Source organism: Maribacter aquivivus, from assembly GCF_900142175.1.
Classification (GTDB): domain Bacteria; phylum Bacteroidota; class Bacteroidia; order Flavobacteriales; family Flavobacteriaceae; genus Maribacter; species Maribacter aquivivus.
In genome coordinates this window covers 18870-33520 of the sequence record NZ_FQZX01000006.1, presented here as the reverse complement: position 1 = coordinate 33520, position 14651 = coordinate 18870, and the positions used below count along the sequence as shown (strand labels likewise).

Annotated in this window: 13 protein-coding genes; 9 read left to right on the top strand and 4 right to left on the bottom strand. The window is 34.5% G+C overall.

The features are described from left to right. Positions 1 to 2 precede the first annotated feature (2 nt). Positions 3 to 1352 (bottom strand): Na(+)-translocating NADH-quinone reductase subunit A, encoded by a 1350-nt coding sequence (locus tag BUC31_RS19545; protein WP_073247424.1) that lies wholly within the window; start codon positions 1350 to 1352, stop codon positions 3 to 5. A gap of 153 nt (positions 1353 to 1505) precedes the next feature. Between BUC31_RS19545 and BUC31_RS19540 the strand changes: the two genes are divergently transcribed. From BUC31_RS19540 to BUC31_RS19520, 5 genes are all read left to right on the top strand, one after another. Next, complete coding sequence (locus BUC31_RS19540) at positions 1506 to 2747, top strand: type IX secretion system plug protein (protein ID WP_073247422.1); 1242 nt, start codon at positions 1506 to 1508, stop codon at positions 2745 to 2747. A gap of 27 nt (positions 2748 to 2774) precedes the next feature. After that, a complete protein-coding gene (locus BUC31_RS19535) occupies positions 2775 to 3899 on the top strand; it encodes a DUF3667 domain-containing protein (protein WP_073247419.1) in 1125 nt (374 codons plus the stop codon). Positions 3900 to 3904: 5 nt separating this feature from the next. Further along, positions 3905 to 4291 (top strand): Co2+/Mg2+ efflux protein ApaG, encoded by a 387-nt coding sequence (gene apaG, locus BUC31_RS19530; RefSeq protein WP_073247456.1) that lies wholly within the window; start codon positions 3905 to 3907, stop codon positions 4289 to 4291. A gap of 73 nt (positions 4292 to 4364) precedes the next feature. Continuing rightward, complete coding sequence (pruA, locus tag BUC31_RS19525) at positions 4365 to 5993, top strand: L-glutamate gamma-semialdehyde dehydrogenase (protein WP_073247417.1); 1629 nt, start codon at positions 4365 to 4367, stop codon at positions 5991 to 5993. Between the two features lie 113 nt (positions 5994 to 6106). Then, a complete protein-coding gene (locus BUC31_RS19520; RefSeq protein ID WP_073247415.1) occupies positions 6107 to 6619 on the top strand; it encodes a DinB family protein in 513 nt (170 codons plus the stop codon). 302 nt (positions 6620 to 6921) lie between these two features. On the opposite strand, the gene rsmG is transcribed toward BUC31_RS19520, so the two are convergent. Continuing rightward, positions 6922 to 7557, bottom strand: coding sequence for a 16S rRNA (guanine(527)-N(7))-methyltransferase RsmG (rsmG, locus tag BUC31_RS19515; RefSeq protein WP_073247413.1), 636 nt, complete (start codon positions 7555 to 7557; stop codon positions 6922 to 6924). A 120-nt stretch (positions 7558 to 7677) separates the two neighbouring features. On the opposite strand from rsmG, the gene BUC31_RS19510 reads away from it, so the two are divergent. Next, on the top strand, positions 7678 to 8778 hold the full coding sequence (locus BUC31_RS19510) for a fatty acid desaturase family protein (protein ID WP_073247411.1): 1101 nt from the start codon (positions 7678 to 7680) through the stop codon (positions 8776 to 8778). A 15-nt stretch (positions 8779 to 8793) separates the two neighbouring features. Then, positions 8794 to 9984: a pyridoxal phosphate-dependent aminotransferase gene (locus tag BUC31_RS19505; RefSeq protein ID WP_073247410.1), complete on the top strand. Its 1191-nt coding sequence runs from the start codon at positions 8794 to 8796 to the stop codon at positions 9982 to 9984. 75 nt (positions 9985 to 10059) lie between these two features. Here the strand turns inward: BUC31_RS19505 and BUC31_RS19500 are convergent, their stop codons facing one another. Further along, complete coding sequence (locus tag BUC31_RS19500; protein ID WP_073247408.1) at positions 10060 to 11553, bottom strand: TrkH family potassium uptake protein; 1494 nt, start codon at positions 11551 to 11553, stop codon at positions 10060 to 10062. A 1-nt stretch (position 11554) separates the two neighbouring features. After that, entirely contained in the window at positions 11555 to 12904 is a 1350-nt protein-coding gene (gene trkA, locus BUC31_RS19495; protein WP_073247406.1) for a Trk system potassium transporter TrkA, read from the bottom strand. 228 nt (positions 12905 to 13132) lie between these two features. Between trkA and ubiE the strand changes: the two genes are divergently transcribed. Both ubiE and porT read left to right on the top strand, forming a co-directional pair. Further along, positions 13133 to 13876, top strand: coding sequence for a bifunctional demethylmenaquinone methyltransferase/2-methoxy-6-polyprenyl-1,4-benzoquinol methylase UbiE (gene ubiE / locus BUC31_RS19490; RefSeq protein WP_073247405.1), 744 nt, complete (start codon positions 13133 to 13135; stop codon positions 13874 to 13876). A 48-nt stretch (positions 13877 to 13924) separates the two neighbouring features. After that, positions 13925 to 14617 carry a type IX secretion/gliding motility protein PorT/SprT gene (gene porT / locus BUC31_RS19485; RefSeq protein WP_027067974.1) on the top strand — a complete coding sequence of 231 codons (693 nt, stop codon included), beginning with the start codon at positions 13925 to 13927 and terminating at the stop codon, positions 14615 to 14617. The last annotated feature ends 34 nt before the right edge of the window (positions 14618 to 14651 follow it).

The following is a 14651-nucleotide window of genomic DNA, read 5'->3' as shown; positions in this document are numbered from 1 at the left end:
TCTTATCCTATTTCTTTTTGCAATAAATCTAACCCCTCACGAATAATCTTCTGGTGCGGTTGCTTAGAAATACATATAAACTCAGTTAACGAAAAATCTTCTGGAGCCACTTCATATAAACCTAACTGCTCCATTTCATCCAAGTCTTTTACCATACAAGCTTTTAACAGTTGCATTGGAAAAATATCCATCGGAAAAACTTTTTCATATTGCCCCGTTACTACGAATGCTCTGTGCTCTCCGTTAGTATTGGTATCCAAATCATATTTTTTGTTTGGCTGCATCCAAGAGAACGTCAATGCTCTGGTAGCCGAAATTTTATTGAAAACTGGTTTATTCCATCCAAACAGTTCATAATCATCTCCTTCTGGAATAACCGTTACTGTATTATTATAATACCCTAGGTAACCGTCTGGTCTACTTTTAGAACCTGTAAGTACATCACCATTTATAACTCTAAAATTTTCTTCGTTTACACCACTAGCATATAAAAAGGTAGAAATCTCCGCCCCTATTTTAGTTGTATAATATTTAGGAGCCTTAACCGAAGAACCTGCAAGCGCGATTACACGCTCTGCATTGAACTTACCTGTCAATAAATATTCTCCTATAATGATTAAATCTTGCGGAGTAACCGTCCAAACCAATTCACCTTTATTAATAGGATCTAATTTATTGATCTGCGTACCTACTAAACCTGAAGGATGCGGACCAGAAACATTATGCAACTCTACCCCAGTCATTGAAGACAATGGCGATTTACTAGACCCTACAGATACATGAACTTTACCTGGCGTTAATTTACCTAAAGCTGTAATTGCAGTTTGCAATTCTTTTTCTCTACCCTGTAAAACATAATCCAAATCTGCCTGTAACGGACCACTTGAATACCCAGAAATAAAAATAGATTTAGGCGTTGTATCAGGATTAGCGACTACATCATAAGGCCTCTGTTTAATAAATGGCCAACAGCCACTTTTCAACAGAACCGCCTTCAATTCCTCTTTCGATGTATTCTCTACATCTAAAGCAGCTCCTGAAAACGCCTCTTGTGTTTTGTCTGCTAATATCTTTAAGGTCAAAATACGTCTTCTATCCCCTCTTTCAATCTCAATAAGCTCACCGCTTACTGGTGACACAAAGAGCATACTCTCTATGTTCTTATTATAAAACAAAGGTTCTCCCGCTTTTACTTCGGCGCCTTGCTTTACCAACATTTTTGGGGTAATTCCGTGAAAATCACTTAACTGTATAGCGTAAACATTACTTAAAACAGCTTTAGAAGTAGTCTGTTCTGCGGTTCCCACCAGATTAATGTTGAGCCCTTTTTTAATTCGAATGTCTTTTGACATGTGCGTTTAGACCTTTAGGTTATCAAAATTTGAGCAAATTTAAGTACAAAAACTTCGTTTTCATAATTATTGTCCCATAATTTAGACAATAGAACGAGCTATATTTTTTAGGCACCCTTTTTGTTTACCTTTACTTAAAAAAAACGGGGTATAATGCGCATTTTCTTCAAACATTTTATTTGTCTATTATTTTTGCAAAATATAGTTGCTCAAGTTCAAGAAGAGGTAAACCCACCAGAAAATATTAAATCGATCGTTTTCAAAGGACCTACCGAAGATCAATTTCCCGTTATTAAAATAGGCGAACCCTTATATTTAGAATTCGATGATATTTTAGCCAATGAACAAGACTATTATTATAAGGTAATTCATTGCGATTACGATTGGACCCCTTCTTCTTTATTAAAATCTCAATATTTAGACGGTGTCGACAACCAACGAATTACAGATTATGAGAACAGTTACAGCACTTTACAATCATACTCAAACTACCAACTTACCATACCAAATGACAATGTTAGACTAAAAGTTAGTGGCAATTATCTTATAGAAATATACAATAGCAGCAACGACTTACAGTTCTCAAGAAGATTTGTAGTATATAAAGACATTGTTTCCGTCTCTACTTCCATTAAACGTTCTAGAGATTTTAATTACATTAACGAAAAGCAAGTAGTTCAATTTAGTATCACTTCTGGATCATTACGCCTTATAAACCCAAAAAAAGAAGTTAAAGTTGCAATTCTTCAAAATCATTATTGGTCAACAGCTATTACCAACATTGCCCCGCAATACACAATGGGAAGCGAATTAGTTTATAAATATGATCAAGAAACTGCATTTTATGGTGGTAACGAATTTCTATTGTTCGATACTAGCGACCTTAGAGCTCCAAGTTCTCAAATTTCGAGTATTGATTTAACAGATTTATATAACCATTATTTATTCTCTGACGATTTTAGAAACGACAAACCATACACCTATTTTCCTGATATTAACGGGGATTTTGTTGTTAGAACTTTACAAGGCGACAATGCCTCTAGAGAAGCTGAGTACACCAACGTATATTTCAGTTTACCTTACACCGAATACATTGCCCTAGACGATGTCTATATTTTCGGTAAATTCAATAATTACGCGCTTACAGACCAAAACAAACTGGTATACAATGAAAAAAACGGCATGTTAGAAGCCACCCTAAAAATGAAACAGGGATTTTATAATTATAAGTATGCAGTAAAAAGTGGCGAAAAAATTAAATTAAATGAAGTAGGCGGCAACTTTCATTTTACTGAAAACAATTATTTGGTACTTGTATACTACCGCAACTTTGGCGACATGTACGATAGTATAATCGGTATTGGCTCTGCCAATTCTAGAAATATCACCAACTAGCTGTATATTTACGTTTTTCATTGATTTATGGAGAACAAACCAGCCGTTCAACCATCAGGCAGATTTAAACTAAAATACAGAGGTGTAGACTGCCTAAATTGTGGGCACCCACTAGAGTTAAGTGACAAATACTGCCCTAATTGCTCTCAAGCCAACAGCACAAAAAAACTCACCCTTTTTGATTTTTTTGAAGAATTTCTCGCGAATTATTTCTCATATGATTCTAAACTATGGAAAACCTTAACCGCCTTACTTTTAAAACCAGGTAAAATAACACGAGAATACATTAATGGGAAGCGTTTATCATACACAAATCCTTTTCGCTTTTTATTAAGTTTATCGATTATCTACTTTTTGATTATCAGTTTTAATAGTGAGTTTGAATCTTACAATAAATTTGGTTCAGAAAACAAAAAACCGATTTTTGACCTTAATGAGGAATTTGATAAAATTGAATTTGAAAATGAAGAAGAAAGACAGCTTGCGCTTACCCAAATGGACTCGCTTAAAATAAATAGATTTTTTAAAAACCAAATAAGCGATAAAGATTCTACCATTTTAAAAGACCCTAAGTCTTACTTTAAAGAAATAAATACAGAGAATCTCACCCGTCGATTTTTAGGGAAAATAGACTTTTTCAACTCTATTATTAAGCATGACACCATTTACTATTTTGAACAAGGTGTAACAAAATTTGAAATACCTGAAAACCGAGAAAACGAAATGGCTTTTAACTTGGCCAATAGCTTTGTTGACATTGAAAAACGACCTGGAACGTTCGTAAATTCTTTAATTTCAAAACTGCCATTCACCACATTTTTCTTTCTTCCGTTCTTTTCTTTTTTCATCTGGATGGTCTATATCAGAAAAAAATACACTTATACCGATCATTTAATCTTTAGTTTCCACAATCAGTCATTATTATTTATCTTGCTCATTGTTAGCAATTTGATCAACTCAGTGTTCAATATTAGTAGTGAAGGAGTATTTATTTTAATATTCGCAATCTACCTTTATAAAGCAATGCGGAATTTCTATCAACAAGGAAGAGTTAAAACGGTTATAAAATATTTTTTCCTGAATACAATATTTTTTATTTTAGGAATTATAGCGATAACTATATTAATCGCAGCAAGCGTATTTACATATTAAATATGATGATAACACAGGTAACTAAAGGCATTAAAATTTCGGTTCAAACAACTTTTGAAGGCACGTTCTTTAAAAACTACAAAATGCATTATGCATTTGGGTACACTATCACTATTGAGAACCAAAGTAAAGATGTTGTTCAGTTAACTTCTCGTCATTGGAAAATATATGACTCTTTAAATGAAATGGAAACCTTAGATGGCGAAGGTGTTATTGGAAAAAAACCAGTAATTCAGCCAGGGGAATCTCACACTTACAATTCAGGTTGCCTACTAACATCACCAATAGGTGCAATGAAAGGTCATTACAATATGGTCATTATGAGTAATGCAGAAAAGTTTAGAGTTTACATTCCTACTTTTAAATTTAGCGCACCTTTCGCCCTTAACTAAAGTCTTTTAATAATTTTTAGTCCAACACCCTTTTAGTACCTTTGATCAACTTTTTAATTTAAAAAAATTGACAATGGGTAAAGGATTTTTTCAAGTTCCTACAGCATTTAATGAACCAATTAAAAGCTATGCTCCTGGATCTCCAGAAAGAGAAGCAGTTTTGGAACAATACAAAGCATATTTCAACGACAAAGTTGACGTACCAATGTATATTGGTTCAGAAGAGGTACGCACAGGCAACACTAAGCCAATGTCACCTCCACACGATCACAAACACATTGTAGGCACCTATCATACTGCCAATAAAGAAAATGTACAGTCTGCAATTGACAACTGTTTATCATCTAGAGATGCATGGGCTAACTTAACTTGGGAGCAACGCGCAGCTATTTTCTTAAAAGCCGCTGAATTACTTGCAGGTCCTTACCGTGCGAAGATTAATGCAGCTACCATGATTGCACAATCTAAAAATATTCACCAAGCAGAAATAGATGCCGCTTGCGAGTTAATTGACTTTTTACGTTTTAACGTAGAATACATGTCTCAAATTTATGCAGAGCAACCAGATTCTGCCGAAGGTATTTGGAACAGGGTAGAATACCGTCCTTTAGAAGGATTCATTTACGCTATTACTCCTTTCAATTTTACTGCCATTGCCGGTAATTTACCTGCAAGTGCAGCTATGATGGGGAACGTTGTTGTTTGGAAACCGAGTGACTCACAGGTTTTCTCTGCAAAAGTTATTGTAGATGTTTTCAAAGAAGCCGGTTTGCCTGACGGAGTTATCAATGTTGTTTATGGTGATCCAGTAATGATTACCGAAACAGTATTGGCTAGTCCAGATTTTGCCGGTATCCACTTTACAGGTTCTACACACGTTTTTAAAGAACTTTGGAAGCAAATAGGAAATAACATCCATACCTACAAAACATACCCAAAAATAGTTGGCGAAACTGGTGGTAAAGATTTTATTCTAGCACACCCTACCGCTAACCCTAAACAAGTAGCTACTGCTATCTCAAGAGGTGCATTTGAATTTCAAGGTCAAAAATGTAGCGCAGCTTCAAGAGTATATTTACCAAAATCTACTTCTAAAGAGATTTTAGAACATGTTAAAGCTGATATCGCTTCTTTTAACAAACCTGGATCTCCTGAAGATATGAGCAATTTTATTACTGCCGTTATTCACGAAGGTTCTTTTGATAAATTGGCGAAATATATTACCCAAGCCAAAGAAGATAAAAATGCCGAGATATATGCTGGTGGTTCTTTTGACAAATCTAAAGGTTACTTTATCGAACCAACGGTTATCTTAACAACAGACCCTAAATACACTACTATGGAAACTGAATTATTCGGTCCTGTGGTTACTATTTACGTTTACGACGATAAAGATTGGAGCGAAACATTACAATTAATTGATGGCACTTCTGAGTATGCTCTTACTGGCGCTGTACTTTCACAAGATAGATATGCTATTGACGAAGCTACAAAGGCACTACAAAACTGTGCAGGTAACTTCTATATCAATGACAAACCTACAGGTGCTGTAGTTGGTCAACAACCTTTCGGTGGAGCAAGAGCTTCTGGAACAAACGATAAGGCAGGATCAGCCCAAAACCTTTTACGTTGGGTTTCTCCAAGATTAATCAAAGAGACTTTTGTTACCCCTGTTGATTACAGGTATCCGTTTTTAGGATAAAAAATAACTTAAAAGGCTGAATTTAAAATTCAGCCTTTTTTTTGGCATAGCGCTTCTTTTATATTACATTACAAGTATCACATAATACTTTTAACAACCTTAACACACTAATTATGAAAAAGTTACTACTCGCAGCATTCTTATTTGCAGGATGCTTTTCTTACGCACAAGAAGAATTAACTCAGAACACAATTAAAGCCGTATTAACCGGAAATCAATCTCAGGTGATACAGCTTGCCGAAGCTTTTCCTGAAGAAAAATACGACTGGAGACCGGCAGAAGGAATCAGCTCTGTTGGTGAAGCCCTTTTACACGTTGCAGGCGGAAATTACTTTTTAGCCTCTAAATTAGGATTTGCTCCTCCTGAAGATGTAGATGTTATGAACTTAGGTAAAATTACGGGTAAAGAAAATATCATTGCAGCTCTTAAAAAATCTAACGAATTTGTATTAGAAAACATTACGAAAGTTGAAGATGGTTCTTTAAATGAAGAAGTTGATTTCGGTTTTATGAAGTCGAATAAATTAGGCGGATTACTAGCTATTATGGAACATAATGGCGAACACAAAGGTCAACTTATTGCTTATGCAAGAACAAACGGAGTTGTTCCACCTTGGAGTAAATAAACAATTTTACAAATACAAAAAACGCCCATCGACACATAGTTGATGGGCGTTTTTTTTTATGATTTTAGAAGTATTAACACTTTACTCACACAATATCAATGTAAATTTAACGTTAATTAATTGTAAACTAATAGTAATTTAGCGAGATTTGTACTTCATTTAAAATCAATAACTTATGACTACTAAAAATATAAGATTACATTTAATAAGCACTCCTACTCAAACTTGGAACTATCTAAAAGAGTTTGCTCGCAAATACAAAAAGGCTTATTACGGTGCTTTTCTACTATAATTTTATGCTGTTATCCTTTAAACTTTAGAGGCAAGTAGACCATTTTCTTTGTTTCAAAGAAATCTTCTTTAAAATAATCGGTCAAATTGTAAACCTCAGCGGTTCTATAATCTTTTAATTCCTCATTTAAATCACCACCTTTTAAGTATAATATTCCATTACGAATAGGGTGTTTAGATTCCTTTTTAATTTTCCCTTTTATCCAATGCACAAAAGTCGGCATCGCGGCAACAGCCCTACTGACAATAAAATCGAATTGACCAGGTATCTCCTCTACTCGCGCGTTTATGGTAGTAACATTGGTTAGTTGCAAACCTTCAACTACCTCATTAACTACTTTAATCTTCTTACCTATAGAGTCAACTAAAGTAAAATGGACTTCAGGAAATAAAATAGCTAATGGAATTCCAGGAAAACCACCTCCGGTACCAACATCTAGTATAGATGAACCATCTTTAAAAGTGATGAATTTTGCTATTCCCAAAGAATGCAAAACATGTCTTAAATAGAGTTCATCTATGTCTTTTCTTGAAACGACATTAATTTTTTGATTCCAATCTTTATATAGTTCCTCTAATTTTATGAAGTTTTGTTTCTGATCTTCAGATAAATTGGGAAAATTTTCAAATATGATTTCAACAGTCATGCGTATATTTGTAAATAGATAATATTAGTATTTTCACTGATGCAAAGATTTAGCTTTTAATTAAGCTATCAAACTATTATAGATTCAATTACAAAATATTAAGTAAAAGATTACCTAATTATGGAACAAAATACCATTCGTTTTCCAAGAACAGATTCTGCAAAGTTTTTTAAAACTTTGAACAGTAGAGTTAACGATTATTTCAAAACAAATAAATTAAAGAAAACAGGCAACTGGAAATTACATCTTAAGACTGTAGTTATGTTTGCTCTTTTTCTTGCCCCTTATTTTTTAATACTGACATTAGGCCTACCTAATTGGGCTAATTTTCTATTAACCATAGTTATGGGTATTGGCATGGCCGGCGTTGGCATGAACGTAATGCATGATGGTAACCATGGCGCATACTCCAACAAGAAATGGGTAAACAAGTTAATGGGGAGTAGTATCTACATTCTTGCAGGTAATGTATACAACTGGCAGGTACAACACAATGTACTTCACCATACATACACCAACATTCATGAACATGATGAAGATATGGAAGCGGGTAGAATTTTACGTTTCTCTAAACATGCAGAATGGAAAAAACACCATAGATTTCAACATTTCTACTCGGTACTTCTTTATGGCTTGCTAACTTTTAACTGGGCAATTACTACAGATTTTCAACAGATGTATCGCTACATGAAACGTAAATTATCTTACGGTAAATTACCAAGTGCTAGAATGAACTGGAGCACTCTAATTATTACAAAATTACTTTACGTAACTATTTGGATCGTATTACCAATGTTGATTTTAGATATTGCATGGTGGAAAATCTTAATCGGCTTCTTTTTAATGCATTATGTTGCAGGGGTAATATTAAGTGTTGTATTTCAATTAGCTCATATTGTAGATGATGCTGACACACCATTACCTGATGAATCTGGTACTATGAAAAATACATGGGCAATTCACCAATTGTTCACTACTGTAAACTTCGGCACTAAAAACAAGATTGTAAATTGGTTTACAGGTGGTTTAAATCACCAAGTTGAACACCATATATTCCCGAACATTAGTCACGTACATTACACAAATATTTCGAAAATTGTGAAACAAACGGCACAGGAATTTAATTTACCATATCACGAGTATAAAACTACTAGAAAAGCTATAATTTCGCATTTTAAACATTTAAAAGAATTAGGCAAGGAGCCTACATTACAATACTAGAAATTAAGAGCAACCATGAGCAATCAACTTTCGGACAGAATAAACAGCGTTACACCGTCAGCTACTTTGGAAATGGCCGCTAAGGCCCGTGAATTAAGAGCACAAGGAAAAGATATTATTGGTTTAAGCTTAGGCGAACCAGATTTTAATACTCCAGATTATATTAAAGATGCTGCGATTCAAGCAGTAAAAGACGATTACAATTCTTACACACCTGTTGATGGTTATGTAGATTTAAAAAAGGCTATTATCACTAAATTTAAAAGAGATAACAACCTATCATACGAACTACCACAAATTGTTGTCTCAACGGGTGCTAAACAATCTTTATATAACGTTGCACAGGTTATTCTAAACCCTGGTGATGAAGTTATTTTGCCATGCCCTTACTGGGTTAGCTATAGTGATATTGTAAAATTAGCAGATGGCGTACCTGTAGAAGTACCTACTTCTTTAGAGAACGATTTTAAAATGACCCCGGAACAGTTAGAGGCTGCTATTACACCTAAAACAAGAATGTTATGGTATAGCTCTCCTTGCAACCCAAGCGGATCAATTTATAGCAAAAAAGAATTACGTGCACTTGCAGATGTTTTAAAAAATCACCCACAAATTATTGTGGTAAGCGATGAAATTTACGAGCATATCAATTATGGTGTTACCGCACATGCTTCGATGGCAGAATTTGAAGATATGTTTGATCGCACGGTTACCGTAAACGGAGTTGCAAAAGCATTTGCGATGACCGGATGGCGTATTGGCTATATTGGTGCACCTGCTTACATAGCTCGCGCAACCAACAAACTACAAGGTCAAGTTACCAGTGGCGCAAATTGTATTGCTCAGCGTGCTGTAATTACTGCTTTAGAAGAATCGCCAGACCGTATTAAATACATGGTAGATGAATTTAAAGAAAGACGTAAACTTATTTTGGGCTTGCTAAACGATATTGAAGGATTTAAATGTAATGAGCCAGAAGGTGCTTTTTATGTTTACCCAGATGTAACCGCTTATTTTGGCAAAACATTCAATGGTACAACTATCAATAATGCTTCAGATTTCTCAATGTACATTTTAGAAGCAGCTAACGTTGCAACCGTAACCGGTGATGCTTTTGGAAATGGCAATTGCATCCGTATTTCTTATGCTGCATCGGTAAAAGAAATTAAAGAAGCGATATCAAGAATAAAAGAAGCGCTGAAATAAACCTCAGCTAAATCATATAATAAAAAAGCCCCTTCATTCGAAGGGACTTTTTTATGCTTTATACTTTCATTAAACCTAAGTTCTTTTCCAAAAATATGGGGTCAATAATATCAGTACCGTAAAAAGTTCTAATCTACCTGCCAACATTAAAAAACCGCACCACCACTTTGCCAAATCGGGTAAACTATTAAAATTACTCACCGGATTCAAACTTCCTAACGCCGGACCAACATTACCCAAAGATGATGCAGCACCCCCAATGGCAGATTCAAAATCTAATCCTAAAAAGCCCAAAACTAAAGCTCCAATAATAAAGAGTAGCATGTACAGTACAAAGAATCCTATAATATTATAAACTATTTTCTCTTTTACAGTCTTATTGTTATATCGTACAGGTATAATGGCATTAGTATGCAAAGTTCGCTTAAACTCCAACACACCATTCTTTATAATCAATAAGTGTCGCATTACTTTTATACCACCTGCAGTTGATCCCGCCGACCCTCCTAAGAAGAACAATCCAAAGAAAAACACCGTCAAGAAAGGTGTCCACTGCGTAAAATCTGCACTTACAAAACCTGTTGTCGTAATCACGGAGATAATTTGAAATAGCGAATGCCTGAATGCGCTTTCTGCCTTACCTAAAACCATAGGGTAACCAGGAGTAAGCTCTGTAATATTAGCTTGGTAATACACTACCAGCGCCACGATAATAGTAAAAACAATCGTAAAACCTGCGTAGTATTTAAACTCTTCATCTTGTATTACTTTCTGAACTTTTCCTTTAAAGGCAAAATAGCTAAGTACAAAATTACTACCTGCCAGAAACATAAAGAATATGATGATATATTGAATGACAGGTTGATCATTCCAATGTGCTACACTTGCATTTTTAGTTGAAAAACCACCAGTAGATAGCGTTGCCATAGCGTGATTGATAGCATCAAAAAATGACATTCCCGCTACTTGAAGTAAAATAGTTTCTGCTACAGTATACCCGAAATAAATTAACCACAAACGTTTTGCCGTATCTGTAATTCTTGGATGTAATTTATCTCCTGTAGGTCCCGGTGCCTCCGCAGAAAACAACTGCATACCTCCTATTCCCAACAATGGTAATATGGCAATCGCCAAAACGATGATACCCATACCACCAATCCAGTGGGTTAAACTTCTCCAAAACAAAATACCTTCTGGCATCGCTTCTATATCATCCATAATTGAAGCTCCGGTGGTTGTATAACCAGAAATGGTTTCAAAAAAAGCATTTGTTACCGTAGGTATAGCCCCTGAAAACAAATAAGGCAGCATACCAGAAATAGACATCACTATCCACCCGAAGGTTACAATAATATAGCCTTCTTTCTGCTTTACTTCCTTTTTATGACCTCTAGTATAGTACATCATAAAAACCCCTACAAACATTGTGCTTATAGATGCCAAAGCTATACTCAAAGTAGCCCCGTCTTGATATACACCACTAACAACAGCTGCCAAAAGCATAAAGCCCCCATTGCACAGCAATAGAAGCCCCATTATATGAATTATGATTCTTAAATTAAGCCGCATCTTACAGGAACATTCGTTCTATTTTTTGAATTTCGTTTGGCAAACAACAAACTACTACTCGGTCACCTTCTTGGATTTTAAATCCACCAAGTGCAATATGCCCAACACCATCCCTAACAACACCACCAATAGTAGCCGCTTTCGGAAAATCTAGCTCCCTAATTGTTGCACCGGTTACTTTTGAATTCTTTTTTACTATAAATTCCAAAATCTCAGCATTTAAATTATTCAAACGCATTAAGGCAACAACCTCTCCTTTTCGTATATGCCTAAAAATATTATTAGCCGCTAAAAGTTTTTTGTTGATCAATGTATCAATACCAATAGAATGAGAGAGCTGAAAATAATCCATATTCTCAACTAGGGCTATCGTCTTTTTTATATACTTTGATTTTGCTACCAAGCAAGACATAATATTCGTTTCAGAATTTCCAGTTACCGCAATAAAGGCATCCATAGATTCTAAACTCTCTTCATCTAACAATTCAACATTTCTGCCATCACCATTAATTACAAGTGCATTTGGCAACTCATCTGCTAAATCAAAGGCTTTTTCTTTGTTTTTTTCTATCAACTTTACGTTGAATTTGTTAGCACATAGATCTCTAGCTGTTTTATAACCTACTTTACTTCCTCCAAGAATCATTACATTCTTGATTTCGGCTTTTTTCTTTCCGGTTAATTTATAAAGCTCATCTACACCTTTTTTTACGGTTATAAAATACACTTGATCACCTTCTTTAAATACAGTATCACCTCTAGGTATTACCGTATACTGAGTACCTGTTCGCTGTAATGCAATTGGCATAAAGTGTAATTCTGGAAAAATCTTAGCCGCTTCTTTTACTTGCTTACCTACAAATGGTGCCGACTTCAATAATGATACACCTACCATGATCAACTCTCCATCTTCAAATTCATAAGTATCATTAAACGCAGATTTATTTAAAAGCATCTGAATTTCAGTTGCTGCCAAAGCTTCCGGAGATATCAACTCATCGATACCTAAATCTGAAAACCTCAATAAATCTTTATTCTTAATAAACTCTGTATTCGATATTCTGGCAATAGTTCGCTTACAGCCTAATTGCTTAGCCAGCATGCAAAGTGTTAAGTTCGTAGTTTCTGAAGAAGTTACTGCAATAACCAAATCTGAATCTTTTACCTGAGCATCATTTAATACCGCAATAGAAGTTGCATCACCTTTTAAAACTCGAATATCTAGATGATTATCTGCGTAAGCAAGACTTTCTTTTTTAGAATCGATTAAGGTAATATCCTGTGATTCATAAGAGAGTAACTTGGCTAAATGAAAGCCTACTTCCCCAGCACCAGCAATTATAATCTTCATTTATTTTATTAGACCGCTAATTATCAAGCACTAATTTTCTTCTCTTAACTATTATATATACTTAAAAGTAGTGTTGAAATATATAGCATTTATTATGGGGCAAAATTACATAATTAAATTAGTTTATTCTTTATTTTCAATTCTTTAACCATCAACAACCAACCTAAATGGTTAAAAAGGAATAAAGCACTAGCTATATCGTATATTTGCCAAAAAAATAGCAATAAAATGCCCCAAAAAGTTACGCCATATAAAGATTCTAACCTGGGAAAAAAGGAACAGGTTACTAAAATGTTCGATACTATCTCTAAAAATTATGACGGTCTAAACCGCGTAATATCGTTTGGCATAGATATTAAATGGCGTAAAAAAGTTGTTGAAATATTAAAAAAAGAAAAACCACAATCTATTCTGGACATTGCTACAGGTACAGGAGATCTAGCAATTGCTCTTGTTAAAACAGGTGCAAAAAAGATTGTAGGTCTAGATATTTCTCCAGGCATGCTAGCTGTTGGTAAAGACAAAGTCACCGATAAAAAACTAAACAGCACTATTGAAATGGTTGTTGGTGATAGTGAGAAACTAACTTTCGAAGACAATTCTTTTGATGCCGTAACTGTTTCTTTTGGAGTAAGAAATTTTGAAACTTTGAATACCGGTATGGCAGAAATTCTACGTGTCTTAAAACCAAATGGCACGTTGGTTGTTTTAGAAACTTCTGTACCTACCAAAACGCCTTACAGACAAGGCTATAGCTTTTATACTAAAAATATACTCCCACTAATAGGAAAATTATTCTCGAAAGACGATTCTGCTTATGGCTATTTAAGCGAATCTGCTTCTGTTTTTCCACATGGCGAAAATTTCAACAATATTTTACGCGAAATTGGGTTTATAGATGTAACGAATAAACCTCAAACATTTGGGGTTGCATCAATTTATGTTGCGAAAAAGGCTAATATTTATTTTTAGCATACTCACAATATATATTTGACGTTTTACAATCGTAAACCAGCATATATGAAGAAGTGGTTTTTTATAAGCCTAACGTTGTTGATAACGAATATATTGAGTGCTCAATTCAACGAAAGTCCCATATTGAACAAACAGAACGAGGATAAAAAACTCATTAACTGGGGTTATTTCTTAGGTTTAAATCAGTATGATTTCAAAATTGAATACAAGGAAAATGCACAAGATGTCTTAGTTAGCAAAAGTTTTGGATTTAATGTTGGATTGATTGGCGAACTGCGACTTAATGAATTTTTAGACCTGCGCTTTGAACCAGGTCTACATTACGGATCAAGATTAATGGGTTTTCCTGGCTTTGATGATGAACGTGATGCTATTCGAGAAGTTAAATCTACTTATATAAATTTTCCTGTTCTACTTAAAGCAAGTACACGAAGATTCGGGAATTTTAAACCATTTTTATTAGCTGGTGGCTCACGTAGTTTAAATCTAGGTAGTAATGAAGAAAGTCTAGATGATAACAGCTCTGGTACTTTTAGAATGAAAAAATGGGTTTATAATTACGAACTAGGTTTTGGCATAGATTTTTATTTGGAATACTTTAAATTCACTCCATCCATACGAGGTGTTTTTGCCTTAACCGATGAACTAGTACCAGATCAAGACCCAAATAGTCCTTGGACCGGAAATATTGAATCTTTAAAAACTCGTGGTCTTTTCATCAATTTTACTTTTGAATAGTAATTAGCAAAATTTAAGATCTTACTTTACTGTT

What these genes read in the sequence shown, in the direction of transcription:
- BUC31_RS19545 (WP_073247424.1), bottom strand. Translation starts at nt 1,352, where the DNA reads ATGTCAAAAGACATTCGAATTAAAAAAGGGCTCAACATTAATCTGGTG.
- BUC31_RS19540 (WP_073247422.1), top strand. Translation starts at nt 1,506, where the DNA reads ATGCGCATTTTCTTCAAACATTTTATTTGTCTATTATTTTTGCAAAAT.
- BUC31_RS19535 (WP_073247419.1), top strand. Translation starts at nt 2,775, where the DNA reads ATGGAGAACAAACCAGCCGTTCAACCATCAGGCAGATTTAAACTAAAA.
- apaG (WP_073247456.1), top strand. Translation starts at nt 3,905, where the DNA reads ATGATAACACAGGTAACTAAAGGCATTAAAATTTCGGTTCAAACAACT.
- pruA (WP_073247417.1), top strand. Translation starts at nt 4,365, where the DNA reads ATGGGTAAAGGATTTTTTCAAGTTCCTACAGCATTTAATGAACCAATT.
- BUC31_RS19520 (WP_073247415.1), top strand. Translation starts at nt 6,107, where the DNA reads ATGAAAAAGTTACTACTCGCAGCATTCTTATTTGCAGGATGCTTTTCT.
- rsmG (WP_073247413.1), bottom strand. Translation starts at nt 7,557, where the DNA reads ATGACTGTTGAAATCATATTTGAAAATTTTCCCAATTTATCTGAAGAT.
- BUC31_RS19510 (WP_073247411.1), top strand. Translation starts at nt 7,678, where the DNA reads ATGGAACAAAATACCATTCGTTTTCCAAGAACAGATTCTGCAAAGTTT.
- BUC31_RS19505 (WP_073247410.1), top strand. Translation starts at nt 8,794, where the DNA reads ATGAGCAATCAACTTTCGGACAGAATAAACAGCGTTACACCGTCAGCT.
- BUC31_RS19500 (WP_073247408.1), bottom strand. Translation starts at nt 11,553, where the DNA reads ATGCGGCTTAATTTAAGAATCATAATTCATATAATGGGGCTTCTATTG.
- trkA (WP_073247406.1), bottom strand. Translation starts at nt 12,904, where the DNA reads ATGAAGATTATAATTGCTGGTGCTGGGGAAGTAGGCTTTCATTTAGCC.
- ubiE (WP_073247405.1), top strand. Translation starts at nt 13,133, where the DNA reads ATGCCCCAAAAAGTTACGCCATATAAAGATTCTAACCTGGGAAAAAAG.
- porT (WP_027067974.1), top strand. Translation starts at nt 13,925, where the DNA reads ATGAAGAAGTGGTTTTTTATAAGCCTAACGTTGTTGATAACGAATATA.